The sequence below is a fragment of the Arthrobacter sp. TE26545 genome, from assembly GCF_056279005.1.
This window is the reverse complement of sequence record NZ_JBWBQM010000001.1, coordinates 484,767-504,723: the sequence shown is the minus strand read 5'-3', so window position 1 is coordinate 504,723 and position 19,957 is coordinate 484,767. Positions and strand designations below refer to the sequence as shown.

At 69.2% G+C, this 19,957-nt stretch carries 20 protein-coding genes and 1 riboswitch; of the genes, 11 read left to right on the top strand and 9 right to left on the bottom strand.

All coding sequences use genetic code 11. From position 1 onward, the window contains the following. Positions 1-253: 253 nt before the first annotated feature. From ACZ9CK_RS02295 to ACZ9CK_RS02285, 3 genes are all read left to right on the top strand, one after another. Entirely contained in the window at positions 254-991 is a 738-nt protein-coding gene (locus tag ACZ9CK_RS02295; protein ID WP_476049121.1) for a response regulator transcription factor, read from the top strand. A gap of 8 nt (positions 992-999) precedes the next feature. Further along, on the top strand, positions 1,000-2,472 hold the full coding sequence (locus ACZ9CK_RS02290) for a sensor histidine kinase (protein ID WP_426302173.1): 1,473 nt from the start codon (positions 1,000-1,002) through the stop codon (positions 2,470-2,472). Between the two features lie 160 nt (positions 2,473-2,632). Further along, positions 2,633-2,808: riboswitch (cyclic di-AMP (ydaO/yuaA leader) on the top strand. A gap of 2 nt (positions 2,809-2,810) precedes the next feature. Continuing rightward, the gene (locus ACZ9CK_RS02285) at positions 2,811-3,506 is read left to right on the top strand and encodes an aggregation-promoting factor C-terminal-like domain-containing protein (RefSeq protein ID WP_426302172.1); all 696 of its coding nucleotides are present in this window, start codon (positions 2,811-2,813) and stop codon (positions 3,504-3,506) included. 27 nt (positions 3,507-3,533) lie between these two features. On the opposite strand, the gene ACZ9CK_RS02280 is transcribed toward ACZ9CK_RS02285, so the two are convergent. Both ACZ9CK_RS02280 and ACZ9CK_RS02275 read right to left on the bottom strand, forming a co-directional pair. Further along, positions 3,534-3,875, bottom strand: coding sequence for a DUF5655 domain-containing protein (locus ACZ9CK_RS02280; RefSeq protein WP_476049119.1), 342 nt, complete (start codon positions 3,873-3,875; stop codon positions 3,534-3,536). A 133-nt stretch (positions 3,876-4,008) separates the two neighbouring features. Continuing rightward, positions 4,009-4,377 (bottom strand): VOC family protein, encoded by a 369-nt coding sequence (locus tag ACZ9CK_RS02275; protein ID WP_426302170.1) that lies wholly within the window; start codon positions 4,375-4,377, stop codon positions 4,009-4,011. A gap of 62 nt (positions 4,378-4,439) precedes the next feature. On the opposite strand from ACZ9CK_RS02275, the gene ACZ9CK_RS02270 reads away from it, so the two are divergent. The 3 genes from ACZ9CK_RS02270 (at position 4,440) to ACZ9CK_RS02260 (ending at position 8,400) form a co-directional block, all read left to right on the top strand. Further along, positions 4,440-4,913, top strand: a complete 474-nt coding sequence (locus ACZ9CK_RS02270; protein ID WP_426302169.1) for a MarR family winged helix-turn-helix transcriptional regulator — start codon at positions 4,440-4,442, stop codon at positions 4,911-4,913. Between the two features lie 104 nt (positions 4,914-5,017). Beyond that, a complete protein-coding gene (locus tag ACZ9CK_RS02265; protein WP_476049118.1) occupies positions 5,018-6,424 on the top strand; it encodes a glycosyltransferase in 1,407 nt (468 codons plus the stop codon). Beyond that, complete coding sequence (locus ACZ9CK_RS02260) at positions 6,421-8,400, top strand: ArnT family glycosyltransferase (RefSeq protein ID WP_476049117.1); 1,980 nt, start codon at positions 6,421-6,423, stop codon at positions 8,398-8,400. The genes ACZ9CK_RS02265 and ACZ9CK_RS02260 overlap by 4 nt, the downstream gene beginning before the upstream one ends. Here ACZ9CK_RS02260 and ACZ9CK_RS02255 read toward each other — a convergent pair. The 3 genes from ACZ9CK_RS02255 to upp all read right to left on the bottom strand — a co-directional run bounded on the left by ACZ9CK_RS02255 (position 8,397) and on the right by upp (position 10,226). Then, positions 8,397-9,098 (bottom strand): HAD-IA family hydrolase, encoded by a 702-nt coding sequence (locus ACZ9CK_RS02255; protein ID WP_426302166.1) that lies wholly within the window; start codon positions 9,096-9,098, stop codon positions 8,397-8,399. The two genes, ACZ9CK_RS02260 and ACZ9CK_RS02255, sit on opposite strands and share 4 nt — an antisense overlap. 69 nt (positions 9,099-9,167) lie before the next feature. Next, positions 9,168-9,545, bottom strand: a complete 378-nt coding sequence (locus tag ACZ9CK_RS02250) for a VOC family protein (protein WP_426302165.1) — start codon at positions 9,543-9,545, stop codon at positions 9,168-9,170. A gap of 45 nt (positions 9,546-9,590) precedes the next feature. Next, positions 9,591-10,226, bottom strand: coding sequence for a uracil phosphoribosyltransferase (upp, locus tag ACZ9CK_RS02245; protein WP_426302164.1), 636 nt, complete (start codon positions 10,224-10,226; stop codon positions 9,591-9,593). Positions 10,227-10,250: 24 nt separating this feature from the next. Here upp and tadA point away from each other — a divergent pair, with 24 nt between their 5' ends. Beyond that, positions 10,251-10,760, top strand: coding sequence for a tRNA adenosine(34) deaminase TadA (tadA, locus tag ACZ9CK_RS02240; protein ID WP_426302163.1), 510 nt, complete (start codon positions 10,251-10,253; stop codon positions 10,758-10,760). Between the two features lie 58 nt (positions 10,761-10,818). On the opposite strand, the gene ACZ9CK_RS02235 is transcribed toward tadA, so the two are convergent. The 4 genes from ACZ9CK_RS02235 to ACZ9CK_RS02220 all read right to left on the bottom strand — a co-directional run bounded on the left by ACZ9CK_RS02235 (position 10,819) and on the right by ACZ9CK_RS02220 (position 16,853). Beyond that, positions 10,819-11,454, bottom strand: coding sequence for a TetR/AcrR family transcriptional regulator (locus ACZ9CK_RS02235; protein ID WP_426302162.1), 636 nt, complete (start codon positions 11,452-11,454; stop codon positions 10,819-10,821). Continuing rightward, positions 11,451-14,048 carry a PEP/pyruvate-binding domain-containing protein gene (locus tag ACZ9CK_RS02230; RefSeq protein ID WP_476049116.1) on the bottom strand — a complete coding sequence of 866 codons (2,598 nt, stop codon included), beginning with the start codon at positions 14,046-14,048 and terminating at the stop codon, positions 11,451-11,453. The genes ACZ9CK_RS02235 and ACZ9CK_RS02230 overlap by 4 nt, the downstream gene beginning before the upstream one ends. Next, entirely contained in the window at positions 14,045-15,580 is a 1,536-nt protein-coding gene (locus tag ACZ9CK_RS02225; protein WP_476049115.1) for an MDR family MFS transporter, read from the bottom strand. Before ACZ9CK_RS02225 ends, ACZ9CK_RS02230 begins: the two co-directional genes overlap by 4 nt. 103 nt (positions 15,581-15,683) lie before the next feature. After that, positions 15,684-16,853 carry a TDT family transporter gene (locus tag ACZ9CK_RS02220; RefSeq protein ID WP_476049114.1) on the bottom strand — a complete coding sequence of 390 codons (1,170 nt, stop codon included), beginning with the start codon at positions 16,851-16,853 and terminating at the stop codon, positions 15,684-15,686. A gap of 134 nt (positions 16,854-16,987) precedes the next feature. Between ACZ9CK_RS02220 and ACZ9CK_RS02215 the strand changes: the two genes are divergently transcribed. The 4 genes from ACZ9CK_RS02215 to ACZ9CK_RS02200 all read left to right on the top strand — a co-directional run bounded on the left by ACZ9CK_RS02215 (position 16,988) and on the right by ACZ9CK_RS02200 (position 19,933). Further along, the gene (locus ACZ9CK_RS02215; RefSeq protein WP_426302158.1) at positions 16,988-17,986 is read left to right on the top strand and encodes a LysR family transcriptional regulator; all 999 of its coding nucleotides are present in this window, start codon (positions 16,988-16,990) and stop codon (positions 17,984-17,986) included. Then, positions 17,983-19,203 (top strand): MFS transporter, encoded by a 1,221-nt coding sequence (locus ACZ9CK_RS02210; protein ID WP_476049113.1) that lies wholly within the window; start codon positions 17,983-17,985, stop codon positions 19,201-19,203. Before ACZ9CK_RS02215 ends, ACZ9CK_RS02210 begins: the two co-directional genes overlap by 4 nt. 65 nt (positions 19,204-19,268) lie before the next feature. Next, positions 19,269-19,655, top strand: a complete 387-nt coding sequence (locus tag ACZ9CK_RS02205) for a VOC family protein (protein ID WP_426302156.1) — start codon at positions 19,269-19,271, stop codon at positions 19,653-19,655. Further along, positions 19,652-19,933: an acylphosphatase gene (locus tag ACZ9CK_RS02200; RefSeq protein ID WP_426302155.1), complete on the top strand. Its 282-nt coding sequence runs from the start codon at positions 19,652-19,654 to the stop codon at positions 19,931-19,933. Before ACZ9CK_RS02205 ends, ACZ9CK_RS02200 begins: the two co-directional genes overlap by 4 nt. Positions 19,934-19,957 lie beyond the last annotated feature (24 nt).

Sequence of the window (19,957 nt, the reverse complement as noted above, 5' to 3'; positions counted from 1 at the left end):
GCGGGAGGGTCCTGTCGTTCCATGGTCTTCTCCGAATCTTGGGACGGGATCGTTGTCCCGCCCAGACTCAGCGGCGTTGCTGTGCAGGGGCTGTGTCACACGGAAGCCCCTCCTGTGAGCTGTTGGCGGCGACGTTCCTTCCCGCTTGCACGAGGAATCCCAGTTCCGGCCCTCGCGATTTAGGCTTAGGACTCACAGCGTGCTCACAGGAAGCGCAAAGCAGGAGCAAACGGCCAGATCGGAGGCTTGTCCCATGGCATCCTCGCACTCCACCAACAACCTTCCCCAGCTCAGCCACCCGGACGGCTCCCCCATCCGAGCCCTCGTCGTGGACGACGAACCCAGCCTCGCCGAGCTGATGAGCATGGGCCTGCGCATGGCCGGCTGGTCTGTCGAAGTCGCCGGGGACGGTCCCGCCGCGGTCAAACTGGCCAAGGACTTCCGCCCGGACGTACTGGTGCTGGATGTCATGCTTCCAGGGTTCGACGGCGTGGAGCTGCTGGGCAGGATCCGCGCCTTCGCTCCGGAGGTGCCCGCGCTCTTCCTCACCGCGAAGGACGACGTCAAGGACCGCATCACGGGGCTGGCCGCGGGCGGCGACGACTACGTCACCAAGCCGTTCAGCATGGAGGAAGTCCTGCTGCGCCTGCACCGCCTGGTCCAGCGCTCCGGGGTGGCCGCCATGGACACGGCGGAACTGGTGGTGGGCGACCTGACCCTGAACGTCGATACCCGCGAAGTGACCCGCGCCGGCCAGGACATCGCGCTCACCGCCACCCAGTTCGAGCTCCTGCGCTACCTCATGGAGAACCCGCGGAGGGTCGTCAGCAAGGCGCAGATCCTGGACCGCGTCTGGGATTACGACTTCGGCGGGCAGGCCAACATCGTGGAACTGTACATTTCGTACCTCCGCAAGAAGATCGACGCCGAGCACCCTCCGATGATCCACACCGTGCGCGGCGCCGGCTACGTCATCAAGCCCGCCGACTAGGGGCAGGCATGTCCAATCTTTCGGGAGCTCCCCGGCGGTCCGGCCCGTACTGGCTGAATCCTGCCACCTGGCATTTGCGGACCCGGCTGATCCTCGTCTCCATGGCCCTGCTCGTGGCGATCTGCGGCGCCGTCGGGATCGTCAGCTACGCCTCCATGGACCTCTTCCTCACCCGGCAGTTGGATAAGCAGCTGACGCAGGCGGCGCACCGCGCCACCGAGTTCGGCAGGCCGCCGTCGGGAGGTCCTGCCGGGCGCGACCCCCTTGAGGCTCGGGGCCAGGGGGCCGGGACGATCAACGCGCGGATTTTCGGGTCGACGGTCAGCAGCGCCGGGTTCATTGACGACGACGGCGTCCGGGCCGATCTCTCGGCGGAGGACAAGGCGGTGCTGCTGGATCTTCCCGGAAACGGCCTGCCCGTGGACCGGAGCCTGTCCAACGGCGACTACCGGCTCGTGGCGACCGCAACGCCCTATGGCGACATCATCGTCACCGGCCTGCCGCTCGCCGCGAAACAAGGCACCGAGGCGTCACTGGTGTGGACCATGGTGCTGGTGTCCCTGGGCGGGCTGGGACTGATCGGCCTCGCAGGGACGGTCATGATCCGGCGGACCATGCGCCCGCTCGAGCAGCTTTCCGAGGTGGCCACCAAGGTTTCGCGGCTTCCGCTCGACGCCGGCGAGGTGGCCCTGGCGGTGCGCGTCCCGAAAACCGCTGCGCATCCCGGCACCGAGGTGGGCAGCGTGGGGCACGCCCTGAATCTCATGCTGGACAACGTCTCCAACGCCCTCGAAGCTCGGCAACGGAGCGAGACGAAGGTGCGCCAGTTCGTGGCCGACGCCTCGCATGAGCTCCGCACCCCGCTGACGGCGATCCGCGGCTACACCGAGCTGTTGCGCATGACCGAAAACTTCAGCGAGGACGGCCGCAAATCCCTGGGCCGGGTGCAGAGCCAATCCGAACGCATGACGGCGCTGGTGGAGGACCTCCTGCTGCTCGCCCGCCTGGACGAGGGCAAGCCGACGGAGTTCGGCGATGTGGACCTCACGCAGCTGGTGGTCGAAACCGTCAGCGACGAGAAGGTCATGGCCCCGGGGCACCTGTGGCAGCTGCAGCTCCCGGACGAACCCATCACCGTCCGCGGCGACGCCTCCCAGCTCCACCAGGTCCTGGCCAACCTGCTTTCCAACGCCCGCAAGCACACCCCGGACGGCACCACAGTCACCACCGGGGTGATGCGTTCGGCCGACGGCGCCGCGGTGATCACCGTGACCGACGACGGCGGCGGCATCGCTCCGGAGTTTCAGGACCGGATTTTCTCCCGCTTCGCCCGGGCAGACGCCGCACGCACCGGCACCGAAGGCAGTTCCGGCCTTGGCTTGTCGATCGTCGAGTCGATCGTGCAGGCGCACGGCGGTTCAGTGGAGGTCAGCTCCCGTCCGGGGTGGACCGAATTCGCCGTGCGGCTGCCGCTTCCCTGAGAAAAACCTGAACCCGCAACGCCGGAGCGCGCCTGCGCAAGGCGACTCACCGCCGTCGTGATGTCCGTTACCTAAATGTGACTTTCGCGTGAGGCTCCTGTACCGTCGAAAGGGTGCGCCGGATATTTCAGGCCACCGCCGGGCAGGCGCCGAGCTCTGCCACTCCCCGGCGCCCCAATAACCCAGGCAGAGACGGGGGACCCAGAGTCTCCGGGCCGTTTCGCGTTCACGAACCGGCCCTTGGGGTGAAGCCGCAAAACCAGAATCTCCGCTGGTGCGGCCGGATGACCTCATCCGAACCCGACAGCTAACTCCGCAGGCGTTGAGAGGTAACCACCATGTCTCCTGCCAAGGATCAGTCGCGCCCGCATGGGCGCCGCCGTGCGGAGGTTTCTGCTCCGCGCACCGTTTTGAAGAAGGCTGCCGCCCTGCGCAGCACCAGCCAGCGCCTGGCCGTCACAGCCGGCGTGGCTGCCGTGCTCCTGGGCGCCGGCGCCGCCGGACAGGCCGCCGACCAGGCGTTCGATGCCAGCCGCGCCTCCGTCTCCGCGCCGGAAGCGGGTGTCACCGCAACCGCCAGCCCGACGCCGTCGGCCATTGCTTCGACGCCTGCCGCCAAGCCTTCCACCCCGGCAAAGCCGGCCACGAAGCCTGCCGCCGTGACCGCCCAGTCGGCCAAGGTGGCCCCGGCCAAGCCCGCCGTCCCGGCAAAACCCGCCCCCGTGAACGACCCCGCTGGCGCCCAGGCCTATGCCGCGAGTCTGCTCTCCTCCTTCGGCTGGGGGCCGGAAGAGATGGATTCGCTGCGGATCCTGTGGACCAAGGAATCGGACTGGACCACCACGGCCGTCAACGCTTCCAGCGGTGCGTACGGCATCGTGCAGTCCCTGCCGGGCGACAAGATGGCCACCGAGGGCGCCGACTGGCAGACCAACTACAAGACCCAGATCCGCTGGGGCCTGAAGTACATCAAGGAACGCTACGGATCGCCGTCGGCAGCGCTGTCCTTCCACTACGCCAACAACTGGTACTGAGCCGCTTCTGCCAGTACGGACGGCCCGTCAGGCCGTGAGCGCGTACGCCTCGCGGATCCAATTCAGCAGTTCGGCATCAATCCCGAAGGGCTCCGTGACGATAACTTCGTTGTGCCACCGGTTGGCGGATACACGCTCCGCCCGGTGCACACGGTCGGATGTGAGCTCCCTCTCGAGAACTATGTTGACCAGGATCCCGCCCCGGCGGGGATGGATCCCGAGGAACGCGCGCCCGTGCGCCACGTGGAAGGATGACGCGTTCTCCTGAAGTTCGCAGCCTTCCAGGGCAAGGACTTGATCCATGAGCGCGCCGTAAATGCTCGATGAAACCGGGTCGCCTTCGATTCGTTCTCTTGCGGTGCGGGCCATCCCGCCAGCATAAGCGCGGGCTTTGCTGCACACCACTGCCGCCGACGCCTCCAGATCTTGACGGCCCGTCCCTTTCGAGGGACGGGCCGTTTCTTGCTTTTCGGTGATGATCCGGCGGGCGGCGTTCGGCGCCTTAGCTCCGGTCGTGGAGGGTGACCTGATAGCCATCGGGATCGGCAAACGTGAACGTGCGACCGAATGGACCGTCGATCGGAGCCGTGATGATCGTATGGCCATCCGCGACGAGGGCGTCGTGAATCGCCTGGACGTCGGTGGCATGAAGCCAGATCGCGGCGCCGATGCCGGGCTGGGCAACGGACGCGAGCTCGGTGCCGGGAACGATGTCCCGCAGGGCGAACGCGATCGGCGTCGTCTCGAAGACGACGGCATGGGGAGGGCCCGCCTGTGAGCGGACGAGGCCGAGGTACTGCTCGTAGAACGCCTGCGACGCGTCAAGATCGCGAGCCTGGAGGGATATGAAGTCAGGGCCGGTAACGGGCATGATGCTACTCCTTCTATTCGTGTCAGATTCCTGACACGCGTCAACTATGTCAGAATTCTGACATGAGTCAAGATGACATGGGTCAGCAAGGGGTCGACCTGGAGACGTCGCTGGGCTACCTGCTGAAAGAGGCGTCGAGCGCCCTACGCGCCGCCATGGAGGCAGTACTTCGCCCGCTCGGGATGACCGTAACGCACTACTCCTGCCTTGAGTTGCTCGCGCAACGTCCGGGGCTGTCCAACTCCGAGCTCGCGCGAGGAGCCTTCGTGACACGGCAATCGATGAACGTGCTGCTCCAAGCCTTGGAGAGGGACGGATACGTGACCCGACCGGCGGAGGATCGCGTTGGGAAAGTTCTTCCCACGCGCCTCACTCCACGCGGTAAGCAGAGCCTCGAGAAGGCGACCGTTGCTGTCCGATCCGTCGAGCTCAGGATGCTGGGCGGCATGACGCAAGACGAGCAGTCCGCCGCGTTCGTAATACTGCAGCGCATGGTGCACGCCCTGCGCAACGACGAGGGTGGATCACAGCGATAAGGTGCAGCTGTAACTTCTTGCCGGGCTCCTCATCCACAGCCATCCACAGCCGCAGCACAGCTTGCGCCTAAAGCACGCAAATCCCGCGCCGTCACTGTGGGTCCATGGCACTCACATTCTCAACCACAGCAAGCGCAGACTGCGCGGCCCCGCCATCGGGCACCCGCGGCAGCACCTTCCGGCCTGGCTCCACGGATGCCCGGCCCGGCGGAGCGACCCTGCTCCGGCACGCGCCCGTGGACACCAGTTCCGGCACCGCCGTCCTCGACGTCACCATCCCCGTCTTCAATGAGGAACGCGACCTCGAGGAGTGCGTGCGCAGGCTCCACGGCCATCTGCGCGCCGGTTTCCCGCACGCCTTCCGGATCACCATCGCGGACAACGCCAGCACGGACGGCACCCTGAAGATCGCCGAGCGCCTGGGCCGTGAACTCCGCGAAGTGGTGGCCGTCCACCTCGACGAGAAGGGCCGCGGCAACGCCCTGCGGAAAGTGTGGCTCGCCTCGCCTGCACCCGTGCTGGCCTACATGGACGTGGACCTCTCCACCGACCTCGCAGCCCTCGCCCCGCTACTGGCGCCGCTGATCTCCGGGCACTCGGAGCTGGCAATCGGCACCCGGCTGACCCGCAATTCAAGGGTGGTCCGCGGGCCCAAGCGCGAATTCATCTCGCGCAGCTACAACCTGATGCTGCAATCCCTCATGGGGGCCCGCTTCAGCGACGCCCAATGCGGATTCAAAGCCATCCGGGCCGACGTGGCGCAGCGGATCCTCCCGTACACCCTGGACAAGGAGTGGTTCTTCGACACCGAACTACTGGTCCTGGCCGAACGCTGCGGGCTTCGGGTCCACGAGGTGCCGGTGGACTGGATCGACGACCCCGACTCCAGCGTGGACCTGCTCCGCACCGCGCTGGCCGACCTCCGCGGCATGGCCCGGCTGAGCCGCGACCTGCTCAGCGGCCGCATCCCGGTTCCCGAGCTCCGCGCAGCCCTGGCCCGCGGTCCGTTGCCGGCCTCCGCCCGCACGGCCGAGAAGAACCCACGCAACAGGCTCTTCGGCCAGCTCGTGCGGTTCGGCGCAATCGGCGCGGCGTCCACCCTGGCCTACCTGATCCTCTTCCTGTTCTGCCGCGGCTTCATGGACCCGCAGCTGGCCAATTTCCTGGCCCTGCTGGTGACCGCCATCGCCAACACCGGCGCCAACCGGCGCTTCACCTTCGGCATCCAGGGCGGCGGCGCCGTGCGGCACCATTTCGAGGGGCTCCTGGTGTTCGGCATCGGGCTCGGACTGACCTCCGGGGCCCTCGCCCTGGTGCACGGCAGTGTCCTGTTCAGCACGACGGCGCCCGAGCGTTGGGTGGAAGTCGTCACCGTCGTGGCGGCGAACCTCGCCGCCACGGTCCTGCGCTTCCTGCTGTTCCGCCTGTGGGTGTTCCGGCAGCCGCCCGCGCCGCCTGCTGAAGAGACTGCAACTTCCCGTCCCGTCGAAGCAGAAACGGCAGCACGATGACCTCCACCATGACCCCCGCCACCCCGGCCACCCCGCCGGTCATCACCGGCAATCCGGAACACCGGGACGGAACCCGCTGGTTCCGGATCGCCTTCGGCGGTCAGCCCCGCTGGGTGCGGCCGTCCGCCGTCGGGCTGCTGCTGGCCACCGCGGTGCTGTATCTGTGGAACCTCGCGGCCACCGGCTACGCCAATTCCTTTTATGCCGCCGCCGTGCAGGCGGGCACCAAGGACTGGACCGCGCTGCTTTTCGGCTCTCTCGACGCCGGCAACGCCATCACCGTGGACAAGCCGCCGGCCTCGCTGTGGATCCCCGCACTGGCGGGCCGTGTGTTCGGTTTCTCCCCCTTGAGCATGCTGGTGCCGCAGGCACTCATGGGCGTGGCCGCCGTCGGGCTCCTGTACCTGGCGGTGAAGCGGGTATCCGGCCCCGCGGCGGGCCTGCTGGCCGGCGGCGCCCTCGCATTGACCCCGGTGGCCGCCCTGATGTTCCGCTTCAACAACCCCGATGCGATGCTCACCCTCTGTCTGGTCCTGGCCGCCTACTTGACCACCCGCGCCATCGAACGGGCCGGCTGGAAATGGCTCGCGGCCGCGGGTGCGGTGATCGGCCTGGCGTTCCTGACGAAGATGCTGCAGGGCTTCCTGGTGGTGCCCGGCCTGGGCTTGGCCTACCTGTGGGCCGCACCCACCACGCTGCGGCGCCGGCTGCTGCACCTGCTCGGTGCACTGGGCGGGATCCTCGTGGTGGCCGGCAGCTACATCGCGCTCTTCCAACTCACCCCGGTGTCGGCCCGGCCCTACATGGCAGGCTCGGAAAGCAACAGCTTCCTGGAACTGACGTTCGGCTACAACGGCCTGGGCCGCATCACCGGCTCGGGCGAAGGCATGCCCGGCGGGGGCGGCGGCTTCGGGGACGGTATCGGCGGTGCAGCTGGGGGCATGGGCGGCAACGCCGGTTTCGGCGGCGCGGCCGGGCTGCTGCGCATGTTCGGCACCAGCTTCGGTGCCGAGGTGTCGTGGCTGCTTCCGGGCGCCCTGCTCCTGCTGGCCGCCGGGATGTGGTTCACCCGCCGTGACGCCCGGACGTCCCGCACGCGCGCCGCTCTCCTGCTGTGGGGCGGCTGGCTGCTGGTCACCGCGGGCATCTTCAGCTTCATGAGCGGGATCGTGCACCCCTACTACGCGGTGGCTCTGGCTCCGGCGATCGCGGCCCTGGTGGGCATCGGCAGCGTGGAGCTGTGGCGCGGCCGGGCGCACCTGCCGGCCCGGGTGGTGCTCGCCGCTATTGTCCTTGCCACCTCGATCTGGTCGGCCCTGCTGCTGACCCGCGATGCTTCGTGGCTGCCTTGGCTGCGCATCGTGGTGGTGATCCTCGGTGTGCTGGCCGCCGCCGCGCTGCTGTTGCGGATGGACATGCTTGCCGGCAAGTTCCGGAAAGCGGCCGCGGCCGCGGTCGTGGTGGCCTCGCTGCTGGCCGGCGGGCTGGGCACGGTTGCCTGGACCTTCGCCACCGCGGCCGTGCCGCACTCCGGTTCCATCCCGACGTCGGGCCCGGCTTCAGCCGCGATGGGCGGCTTCGGAAACCGCGACGGCGGTGCCCTGGGCGGAACAGGCGGCCTGGGCGGCTCACCGGACGCCGAGGGCGGCAACAGCGAGCTGACCGCCCTGCTGTCCGCGAGCACCACGAAGTGGTCCGCGGCGGTGTCCGGCGCGACGCAGGCCGCGAACCTCGAGCTGGCCTCCGGGACCAGCGTGATCGCGCTCGGCGGCTGGAACGGCGGCGATCCCTACCCCACCCTGGCGCAGTTCCAGGAGATGGTGGCCAACGGCGAGGTCAGCTACTTCATCACCGGCGGCATGGGCGGCATGGGCGGCATGGGCCGCGGCGGGAGCTCCGAAGTCGCCACATGGGTGGCAGCGAACTTCCAGGCCGAAACCGTGGGCAACTCCACGGTGTACAAGCTGGGGTCCTAGAGGCTGAGTTCGATCCGCGGGCGGCCATCGGCATCCTGGCTGACCACCGCGGAAATACCCGAGTAGTCCGCGATGCGCGGCAGTCCTTCCGCGGCCTGGCCGCCACCGTCGCCCACCACCACGGTGCGCATGCCGGCGGCCCGGGCGGCGGCTATTCCGGCCGGGGCGTCTTCGAAGACCACGACGTCGGCCGGCTCGGCGCCGAGCAGGGCGGCCGCCGCCAGGTAACCTTCGGGGTCCGGCTTTCCGCGCGTGACGGACTCAGCCGTGACCGCCGTCGCGGGCATGTCCAGGCCGGCCGCCCGCATGCGGACCTCAGCGAGCACCCGGTCCGCCGAGGTGACCAGCGCGACGACGTCAGCCGGCAGGGCGCGCAGGAACGCTTCGGCCCCGGCTAGGGCCACAACGCCTTCCGTCCGGGTGCGCTCCATCTGGCCGAGTTCTGCGGTGAGGGCCTCGACGTCGGAGCCGGCCGGGGCGAAGCGGCGCACCGTGTCCCGGGCCTGCACGCCGTGCGACGTCCGCAGGATTTCCGCGTAGTCCAGGCCGTAGCGGGCCGCGAACTCGCCCCACACCTGCTCCACGACCGCCGTCGAGTCCACCAGGGTGCCGTCCATGTCGAAGAGCACGGCACGGACGGAGAGGGCGGTTGCTTCGACGGAAGGGGTGTTGGTTTCGGTGGAGGCGGGCAGGCTCATGGCTCCATCCTGCCCGCCCGGGGTCTTCCGCCCAACCGGGAGACCGTTTGTGTCAGCGGCACGCCGGCCTTAGCCGTTCGGCCGGTGCGGGATGTACTGCACCGCCCATTTGTTGCCGTCCGGGTCGGCGAAGTGCACAAAGTGCCCCCAGTCCTGGATGTCGATGTCGCTGACGTCCACGCCGTTGTTCTTGAGGTGGGCGTGGGCGGCCTGGATGTCGCTGACCACGATCTGCAGGCTCGGTGCCGTGCCGGGAGGCGCATCATTGAGGCCCTCGCCGATCGCGATCGAGCAAGCCGATCCGGGCGGGGTGAGCTGGACGAACCGGAGGCCGTCCATGGGTCGTTCGTCGTAGTCCGCGTTGAAACCGACCTTGTTGACGTAGAAATCCTTGGCCCGGTCCACATCGGACACAGGGACAAATACCAGTTCCAGTTTCCAGTCCATGCGCCACAGGCTAGTGGGGCCCGGGTGAAAACAATAGGGGCTGTCTCAGCCGGCCACGCCGTAAAGGCGGTCGCCGGCGTCGCCCAAGCCGGGAACGATGTACGCCTTGTCGTTGAGCTTCTCGTCGATCGAAGCCAGCACGATCTTGACGTTGGCCTCGGAAAGTTCTTCTTCCAGCTTCGCCAGGCCTTCGGGGGCGGCGAGCAGGCAGATGCAGGTGACGTCCGAGGCGCCGCGCTTGAAGAGGAACTTGATGGCCTCGCGCAGGGTGCCGCCGGTCGCCAGCATGGGGTCGAGCACGAAGATCTGCCGTCCGGTGAGGTCCTCGGGCAGGCGCTCGGCGTAGGTGATGATGTCCAGGGTTTCCTCGTCGCGGGCCATGCCGAGGAAGCCGACCTCGGCAGTGGGGACGAGCTTGGTCATGCCCTCGAGCATGCCCAGGCCGGCGCGCAGGATCGGAACCACCAGCGGCGTGGGCTTGGTGAAGGCCGTGCCGGTGGTCTTGGTGACCGGGGTTTCTATCTCCACGGTCTCCGTGCGGACGTCGCGGGTGGCTTCGTAGGCCAGGAGGGTGACGAGTTCTTCGGTGAGTTGGCGGAAGACCGGCGAAGGGGTGTTCTTGTCCCGCAAAACGGTGAGCTTGTGGGCAACGAGCGGGTGGTCCACGACGAGTGTGCGCATGCGTCCAAAACTATCATTGAAGCCATGAGCACCTCCCAGCCGTATCACGCCGAACACGAGGCCTGGATGGGCCTTGCCTTGGACGAGGCGCGGCGGGCGCTGGACACCGAGGATGTGCCGATCGGCGCCGTGGTTCTGGGGCCCGACGGCGGCGTGCTGGGTGCCGGGCGGAACGAACGCGAAGCGCACGGGGACCCCACCGCGCACGCCGAGATCGTGGCGATCCGCGAGGCGGCCGCCGCCCTGCAGCGCCACGCATTGGAGCTGGGTGAGGGCGGGGACGGCTGGCGCCTGGAGGACTGCACCCTGGTGGTCACCCTGGAACCGTGCGCGATGTGCGCCGGGGCGATCGTGCTGGCCCGGATTCCGCGGGTGGTGTTCGGTGCCTGGGACGAGAAAGCCGGAGCGGTTGGCTCCGTGTTCGACATCCTCCGCGAGCGCCGGCTCAACCACTGGGTGGAGGTCTACCCGGGGGTCCGGGAGGCCGAGTGCGCGGCGCTGCTGCGGGACTTCTTCGCGGCGCACCGGGGATAGCGGCGCACCAGGGATAGCGGCGCACAGGGGATAGGGCGCAGGGCGTACGGGGGCCGGCTTACCCTTCCGGGGAAGTCTCCGGACGCCTTGCCGGGCGGACCCCGAAAAGCGGCAGCACGACGTCGTCCACCACCTCCTGGAGGTAGTCGTCGCCGACCGGCAGCCCCGAGAAAAGGACCCGATGCCGCAGGAGCGCCGGTCCTGCTTCCAGCCTTCTTTCGGTGACCAGGGACGCGTCGCACTCGCCGCGTGCCACCGCCCGGCCGACGATCTCGCGCATGGTCCGCACCATGTTCCCGCGCCCGAATTCCCTGATCTGCGCGGCAGCTTCCGGATTCTGCAGGGATTCGCCCAGCAGGCCGAGCATCGCTTCCCCCAACACTCCGTCCAGCAGACGGACGATCTGCCTCATGAGGGCCAGGACATCACCGCGCAGGCTCCCGGTGTCCGGCACGGAGCTGTCATTCGGCATCACGTCATAGGCGGCGTCCAGCACCAGCGCCGCCCTGCCGGGCCAACGCCGGTAGAGCGATGCCTTGCTGGCCCGCGCGCGTTCGGCGACCCGTTCCATGGTCAGCGCGGCATATCCGGATTCGGCGATTTCGGCACGCACTGCCTCGAAGATGGCGCTGTTCAGGGCAGCGCCACGGCGGCGGGGCTGCTTGCGGTGGTCGGCTCCAGGCGCGGGCGTCACTGCCCTGCCCCTTCGGCGGCCCTGACGTCTCCCCGGTTGCCGTCGACCAGCACAAGCTGGCCGTCGTGCAGGACGCTGGTGCCGTTGCCCGTTCCCATGACGGCCGGTATCCCGTATTCGCGCGCCACAATCGCAGCGTGCGAGCCGACGCCGCCGGCATCCACCACTACGGCCGCCGCGCGCTGGAACAGGGGTGTCCACGAGGGGTTGGTATACGGGCAGACCAGGATTTCGCCGCTGAGCAGCGAGCCGAAGTCCTGCGGCCCGCGGATGATGCGCACGGCCCCAGAGGCCTGGCCGCGGCTGGCCCCTGTGGCGCTGAGGAGCGCCCCTTCCGCAGGGCGGACCTCGGCGAACAGCACCGCCGGGTCCAGGAGCGGGATCCCTTCGAGTTCGCGGCGTTTGGCGGCCCGGGCAAGCACCAGCGGGCGGTACCGTTCGCGCACCCAGGCCGGCAGCGCGCCGCCGTCGGGCATCTCCGTGACCCCTTCCAGCTCACCGAAACGCAGGTGGTACACGTCCTCCGGCGCGTCCAGCACTCCGGCATCCACCAGGCGGTGGCCCAGTTCCAGCTGCGCGCGGCGCAGCGGCGGCAGCACCATGGTGGCGCAGAAGTGGCTGTCCTCGCGGAAGGCCATGCCGGCCTTGGCACCGTCGACGGCGGCGAGCACCAGGCGGCGCACCGCACCAAGGCGCAGGGCAGGGTGCCGTTTGAGCTCGGCCAGCGCGGCGCCGGTCTGGTCTGCGGCGTCGGGGCGTTCGGCCATCATCGCCTTGACGAGGCCGAGGACAAGCTCCGGGGCATCAGACCAGGTGGGCGCACTGCTGAGCACCACGCTGATGGTTTCGCGGTGGCCGAATTCGGCCAGGAACGCATGGAATGCCGTCCGGAACCCGGAAAACGCCGGATCGTGCTCCACCCGGTCCACGAGTCCCTCCAGATCCCCCCGGGTGCCGGCTACGGCAAAGGCCTGCGAAAGGACGGCGTCGCCGCGGACCCCGGCCGCGAGTTCTTCCAGGGCGCGGTTGGCCTGGCTGGTCCGGGTTTCGGCGCCTGCGATGAGGGCGGAACCGAGCCGGGGTTTCCCCAACAGCAGGAGCATGAGCCGCAGTTTCCCCTGCGGTACGAAGGAGCCCGGCAGGTACGACACGCGCAGATCGGTGATCTTCTCCATCGCGGCGAAGGCATCCCTGGCCAAGCCAAGCACCCCGGCCCAGCTGAGCCGTGCCGGATCCTGCTCCCGCAACCGGGCCACCTCGGCCAGGAAATCCGCGAAACGGCTGTCCCGGGTCCAGTCTGCCGGCTTGAAGCGGTGCACCCGCCGGGCCACGGATACCGGGGCTGCGAGGGTGCGGAGGGTGGGCCTTGGCACCGGAGGCAGCAACTGCACCACCACGCCGTCCTCTTCCGGCAGGATCTCCCGTACCGGCGGGAAGACCACGCCAACGCTGCCTGCCATCCGCCCGAGCATGGCGAACACACCGCGTTCCATCCATCCCGAGACGTCCAGCGGATAGGGCCGCTGTTGGAACATCTCCACGAAGAACGGGCCCACCAGGCGCTGGATGCGGTTGAGCACCGGAGGCTGGGGCGGCAGCGCCGTCATGGGACGTGATTGGAGCACCTGGATGCGGCCCTCCGAAATAGCCCACTCCATGTCCTGTGGCCGGCCGAAGAGAGCCTCGGCCCGCCGGGCCAACGCGGCCAGTTCCGCCAGCTCGGGCCCGGTCAACGACGGCGCGGATGGGGAGGGTCCCGGTGCTTCGTCGCGTTCCACCTGGGCCGTCCCGCCGCCCGCCACGGCGCGGATCACCACTTCGTGCCCGCCGGGCGTGAAGGACACCGTGTTGCCCTCGCCGTCCAGGACGTAGTGCTCGGGCGTCACCAAGCCGGACACCACCGCTTCGCCCAGCCCGGCACCCGCATCCACCACGATTTCGCCACGCTCCCCCGTGACCGGGTTGGCACTGAACATGACCCCGGCAATCCGGGCGTCCACCATTTTCTGCACGACGACGGCGATCGCTACGGTGTGCGGGTCAATCCCCTGGCGCTGGCGGTAGGCCACGGCCCGGTCCGTCCAGAGCGAAGCCCAGCACCGGACGACAGCGTCGAGCACCTCGGCCTCGCCGACGACGTTGAGGAAGGTGTCCTGCTGGCCCGCGAACGCGGCGCCGGGCAGATCCTCCGCGGTGCCACTGGACCGCACCGCCACAGCGCCGCCGCCCAAAGCCGCATACGCCGCGGCGATCTCCGCCCGCACGCCAGGCGGCACCGTGGCTGCGGCGAACAGCCCACGGATCGCCCCGGCGTCGGGGGTTCCGCTTCCCGCTCCGCGCTCCGTCCCGCCCGGCAGCGCCGGGTCCGGCAGCGCCTGGAGCTGCGCGCCCGGCAACGGCCCGTCCAGCAGCGCCTGGAGCTGCGCGCCCAGCCCGGTGTCCCTCAGCAGGGCGGAGTACGCGGCCGTGGTGACAACGAAGCCGTCCGGAACGGGGAACCCGTGCCGCGCCAGTTCGCCCAGATTGGCACCCTTCCCGCCGGCCGCGGGGAGATCCTGTGTTCCGAATTGGGCGAGGGTACCGGTGAATTTCATTGCGGGGCTCCCGGAGTGGTTTCTGATGGTGCGTCGGAGTAGGAGGTGGTGCGCAGTTCGCGTTCGGGTAGGAACAAGGTGGCCACGAACGCCGCAAGCAGCACCAGCGCGGCATAGCCGAAGACCGGCGGCAGTGCCCGGCCAAAGGCCTCCGCGACGGCGGCCCGGTCCTGCACGGGCAGCGCTTCCAGTGCCTTGGGGGTAAGGGAGTTGATGCGGCTGCCGAGGGCTGCCGCGACGTCGCGCGGGACGGCTTCGGCGAAGCGGGCCGCGATAAGGGAGCCGAGGACGGCGACACCCACCGAGCTGCCCACTTGCCGCAGGAAGGCAACGGTGGATGTTGCGGTGCCGAGGTGGCGGCGTTCCACCGAGTTCTGCACCACCAGCACCATGACCTGCATGACCAGGCCGATTCCCAGGCCTAGGAGCACCATGGCCGCCATGACCAGCCACGGGCTGCTGCCGGCGTCGAGCCTGCTGAACAGCAGGACCCCCAGCCCCGCGAGCAGGTTCCCGGCCACCGGATACGCCTTGTAGCGGCCGGTGCGGGTGATCAGCACACCGGATACCGACGTCGTGAGCAGGATGCCGGCCATCAAGGCGATGAGCATGCCGCCCGAGGCTGTGGCGGACATGCCCATGCCCACCTGCAGGAATGCGGGCAGGTAGCTCACGGAGGCGAACATGGTGAAGCCGATCAGGAAGCTGACCGCCGTGGGGATCGAGAATGCGGGGTCGCGGAACAGTCCCAGCGGAATGACGGGATCGGGTACGCGCCGGGCGGTGAACAACCAGCCGGCGACGGCGGCGGATGCGACGGCCGCGAGCACCGGAACCAGCCACTCCGGTCCGTTGTGGACGCCCCCGCTGCAGAGCAGGATGACCGCGACGATCGCCAGGCTCAGCAGGGCCGAGCCGCCGTAGTCCACACGGCGTCCGCGGGGCACCGGCGGCAAATGCAGGGTCAAGGAGACCACGGCAAGGGCGATGAGCCCCAGCGGGATGTAGCCGTAAAAGATCCAGCGCCAGGAAAACAGGTCCACCACGGCACCGCCGGCCAGCGGGCCTGCCACCGCTGCGACGACGAAGGCGGCGCCGATCAAGCCAAGGAGCCTCCCGCGTTCGCGTGGGCTGACAAGTTCGCCGATCACCGCCTGTGCTGCGATCATCAGGCCGCCGCCACCGGTACCCTGGACCGCCCGGCAGGCGATCAGTTCGGGTACGGACTGAGCAAGGGCGCAGAGCCCGGCGCCAACGGTGAACAGCACGAGCGAGCCCTGCAGGACCCGCTTCCGGCCGTAGGCATCGCCCAGTTTGCCGGTCAGGGGCATGGCTGCCGTAGCGGCCACGAGGTAGCCCGTGATGATGGCGGACATCTGGTCCAGGCCGTTGAGCTCTCCGGCCACAGTGGGAAGGGCCGAGGCCATGATGGTCTGGTCCAGGGCCCCAAGGAACATCACCAGGAGGAGCCCGGGCAGGGCCGCCCGGATCGCGTGCGGTATTGCGGGTCTGGCGCGCTGCGTGCTGTCCATGCCATGTCCTCGGACTTGAACCTTGAAGCGGACCTCGGCCGGAATTAGAGTCCGGTGCGTTCCCTAAAAAGGCTACGCCGCCCGGATAGAGAACTCAACGTTTCTAACTGTTTTGCGCCGCCGGCGCTGACGGAACGCCTTGGAACAGCGTCCCTTCGAGCACGCTCGCCCGGAAGGTCCGCGCGGCGACCAGCACCCAGGTGCCCAGCAGCAGGACGTACCCGACGGCGGCCATCGCCTTGAACATGCCCAGCCCGGTGTGCGCGGCGAGCCCGCTGAGGCCGGTGACGCAGGTGCCCACGGGGAAGGTGAAGGACCACCAAGCCAGGGTGAAGGGCATCCCGGTGCGGGCGGTGCGCAGGGTGATCGCGGCGGCCAGGCTGGCCCAAAGGAGGGCGAAGCCCAGCACGGGAACCCCGTACAGCACGCCGAAGGCTTCCAGCGCGTGAAGCAGCGTCCCCGACACAGCGAAGTGGGCGTTGGCACCGAGGAGGTTGGCCGCGGTGATGGACTGGCCCAGCGGTCCGAGCACGATCCACAGGGTCGGCACCGTGGCGGCGGCGAGGTTCTTGTGGACCGCGAGCCGCTGCCATACGAGGGGAATGATGAGCAGCGAGGCAAGCAGGCTGAGCCCGAACATGGCGTAGCAGGCCATGAGCATGCCCGTCCGTGCCTCGCCGGCCGGGAGGTGCGGCAGCAGCAAGGCACCGGTGGAGGCCGAGACCATCGGCGGCACCACGGGCATCAGCCAGCCGCCGAAGGCATCCGCGGCACTGGCCTTGTGGCGGGTGAACTGCAAGTACGGCACGGCGAAGGCGCTCGCCAGGCCGAGGAGGGTTCCGAGCACCCAGAGCACGGCGTCGATTCCCAAGGCCAGGCGCTCCCCCAGCACGTCCTTGCCCAGCAGGAGGGTCCCGGCGCCGACCGTCAGGAGGGCCATGGGCGGGGCGCCATAGAAATGGGCCATGACCGGGTGCCGGTGGTGGCCGCGGGCCGTGTCCCGGTGCCTGACCCAGTGCACCAGGGTGGACGCGGCCAGCAGGATCAACAACAGCGAGGCCGCCGCCCAGAACAGGGTGGCCACGAAATGCAGGGCGGGAAACTGCACCGGCAGGGTGGCACCCGCGGTGCCGATGACCCCGGTGCCCATGATCGTGGCGAACCAGTTCGGGCCAAGGTTCGCGAACAACTCGGACGGCCGTTCCAGGCTGCGCAGGAGCCACCGGCCCCGCAGCTTGTGTTGACGCGCCTCACCGAGCATCAGAATTCCCATGCCATCCATGCTTCCGTGCCCGCACGCGCCGAAGTAGGGGGCATACACTTGTCAGGGTACAAGCCAGCCTTGTAGCTGCCATCCGGACCGGCCATCCGGTACCCGCCCGCCGACGTGCGAACCCAGGAGAACCCGTGCTTAGCTCCCGCATCCCCGATCTGTCCGCGCTGGAGATGCTCGCCGCGGTGCACGAGCTCGGCAGCCTGTCCGCCGCCGGGAAAAAGCTCGGACTGTCCCAGCAGGCGGTGTCCTCGCGGATGCGCTCGCTGGAGTCCCGGATCGGCGCCTCCCTGCTGACCCGCACGCCCCGTGGTTCCTCGCTCACGGAATCCGGCGAACTCGTGGCCGGCTGGGCCGCCGACGTCCTCGCCGCGGCCGAACGGCTCGACGCCGGCATCGCCTCCCTGCGTTCCGACGCCGTCCGCCAGCTGCACGTCGCCGCGAGCCAGACCATCGCCGAACATCTGCTCCCGCACTGGCTGGTGGCGCTGCGCCGGCAGCAGGAATCCCTCGGCCTCACACCCACGGTCGTGGAACTTGCTGTGTCCAACAGCGAAACGGCAGCGGCCCGGGTCCGCTCCGGCGACGCCGACATCGCCTTCATCGAAAGCCCGCAGCTTCCCGCGGGACTGAGCACCGCCGTCGTGCAGGAAGACGAGCTGGTCCTGGTGGTCGCCCCGGGGCACCGCTGGGCACGCCGGAAGGCGCCGGTCACCGCGGCCGAACTCGCCGGCGTCGGGCTGGTCACCCGCGAGCACGGCAGCGGCACCCGGGACGCGCTCGAACACCTGCTGGCGGCGGCCGGCATCCCGGAGCCGGCAGCTCCCCTCGTGGAGCTGCCGACGACGGCGGCCGTCCGTTCCGCCGTCGCGGCCGGTACCGCTCCTGCCGTGCTCAGCGCGCTCGCCGTGCGCGACGACGTCACCCTGCGGCGACTGGTGGCGGTGCCCGTGCGCGGGCTGGAACTGCGGCGCAGCCTCAGCGCGGTGTGGCTCTCCGGCAGCACTCCGCCGCCCGGCGCCGCACGGGACCTCGCCGCGATCGCCGCCCGGCCGATGCCTGGCACAACCGGGGTGCATTCAACCGGGGTGCGCTCAACCGCAGCGCGTTCAACCGCAGCGCGCCTGCCATGACCTCCCGGCGGGTTCCGGGCAACAGGCTTGGGCCCCTGCGTTTTGTGCTCGCCTTCGGCGTGGTGAGCATGCTTGCGGACGTCGTCTACGAGGGCGCCCGTTCCATCACGGGCCCGTTCCTGGCCACCTTGGGCGCCACGGCGGCGATGACCGGCTTCATCACCGGGCTAGGGGAAGCGGTCGCCCTGGTGATGCGGCTCGGGACCGGGCCTCTTGCCGACAGGACCCGCAAGTACTGGCCGTTGACCATCGCCGGCTATGCGCTGACGGTGATCGCCGTTCCCCTGCTGGCCCTGGCCAGTTCCCTGTGGCAGGCGTCCGCCCTGGTGGTCGCAGAGCGTTTCGGCAAGGCCGTCCGGGCGCCCGCGCGGGACACCATGCTGTCCCACGCCGGCTCGCGCCTGGGCCGGGGCAAGGCCTTTGCCATCCACGAGGCGCTGGACCAGTCCGGCGCGCTCATGGGCCCCTTGCTGGTTTCGTTGATGGTGGCCGTCGCGGGCTACCAGCTGGGTTTCGGCGCCCTGGCCGTACCCGGCGCCTTGGCGCTGCTGGCGGTGTTCCTCCTGCGGCGGGCGGTGCCGGTTCCGGAACGGTACGACGAGGCCGCCCGCCCCCCTGGCGCCGCCACCCGGGGTGACTCGTCACCGGAAGCCGCGGTGCGCGCACCGCTTCCGGCGCGGTTCTGGTGGTACAGCGCATTCACCGCAGTCTCGATGTTCGGCTTCCCGACCTTCGGGGTGGTGTCCTACCACCTGGAAATCCAGGAGGTCTTGCCCCCGGCGCTGATCCCGGTCAGCTACGCCGCTTCGATGGGCGTCGCCGCCCTCGCCGCCCTCGCGTCCGGCGCCCTGTATGACCGCATCGGGCTGCGCGGCCTGCTCCTCGCCCTGCCGCTGACCGCCGCAGTTCCCTTCCTCTCGTTCACCACGGACACTGCGCTGGTCTGGGCAGGGGCCGTGGTGTGGGGTGCTGCCTTGGGGATCCACGAATCAACCCTCCGTGCCACCGTCGCGGACCTCGTTCCCGCGGCCCGGCGCGGCACCGGTTACGGGATTTTCACTGCCATCTACGGGATCTCGTGGCTGGCCGGATCCACCATCATCGGCACCCTGTACTCGGCGTCCCCCGCGGGACTGCCGGTCTTCACTGTAACCACGCAGCTCGTTGCCCTGCTCGTCTTCCTGCCCCTGCTCAGGCCTGGGCGGACGAGGGCCTGAAGACGCCAACTGCTCTTGATTTTGGGCGGGTGTGGCCGTCAGATGGTCCTGTCAGAGGAGAATCAATGGCCATCGAGTTCAACCACACCATCGTCTACGCCCGGGACAAGCGCTTCTCGGCCGAATTCCTCGCCCGGATACTGGGCCTGCCAGCGCCGACAGCGATGTGGTCCTTCATAACGGTGGCGCTGGAGCACGGCGTGGCCCTCGACTTCGCCTCTGCCCAAGGCGACATCTCACCGCAGCACTACGCCTTCCTGGTTTCCGAAGAGGATTTCAACGGCATCCTCGCCAGGATCTCGGCCGAAGAAATCCCGTACTGGGCCGACCCCGGGCGGACCAGGCCACAGCAGATCAACCACAACGACGGCGGCCGGGGCGTCTACTTCAAGGACCCCGACGGGCATCTGCTCGAGGCGATTACGCGCCCGTACGGCTCGGGGGCGGCATGACGGAAGAACTAGTGCGGCTCACGGCCACCGTCACGGGCAGGGTGCAGGGTGTGGGCTTCAGGTACCGGACGATGGCCGAGGCCCGGCACCTGGGATTGACCGGGGAGGCCGTGAACCGTTGGGACGGCTCCGTGTTCGTGGTGGCCGAAGGCACCCCCGAAGGAATCGAAGCGCTGCTGGCCTGGCTGCGCTCAAACAGGGCACCGGGCCGGGTAGAGCACGTGGAGGCGTCGCTCGGCCGGGCCACCGGGGAGTTCTCCGGCTTCGGAGTGGAGTAACACCTTCGCTGCCGGACGCCCGGC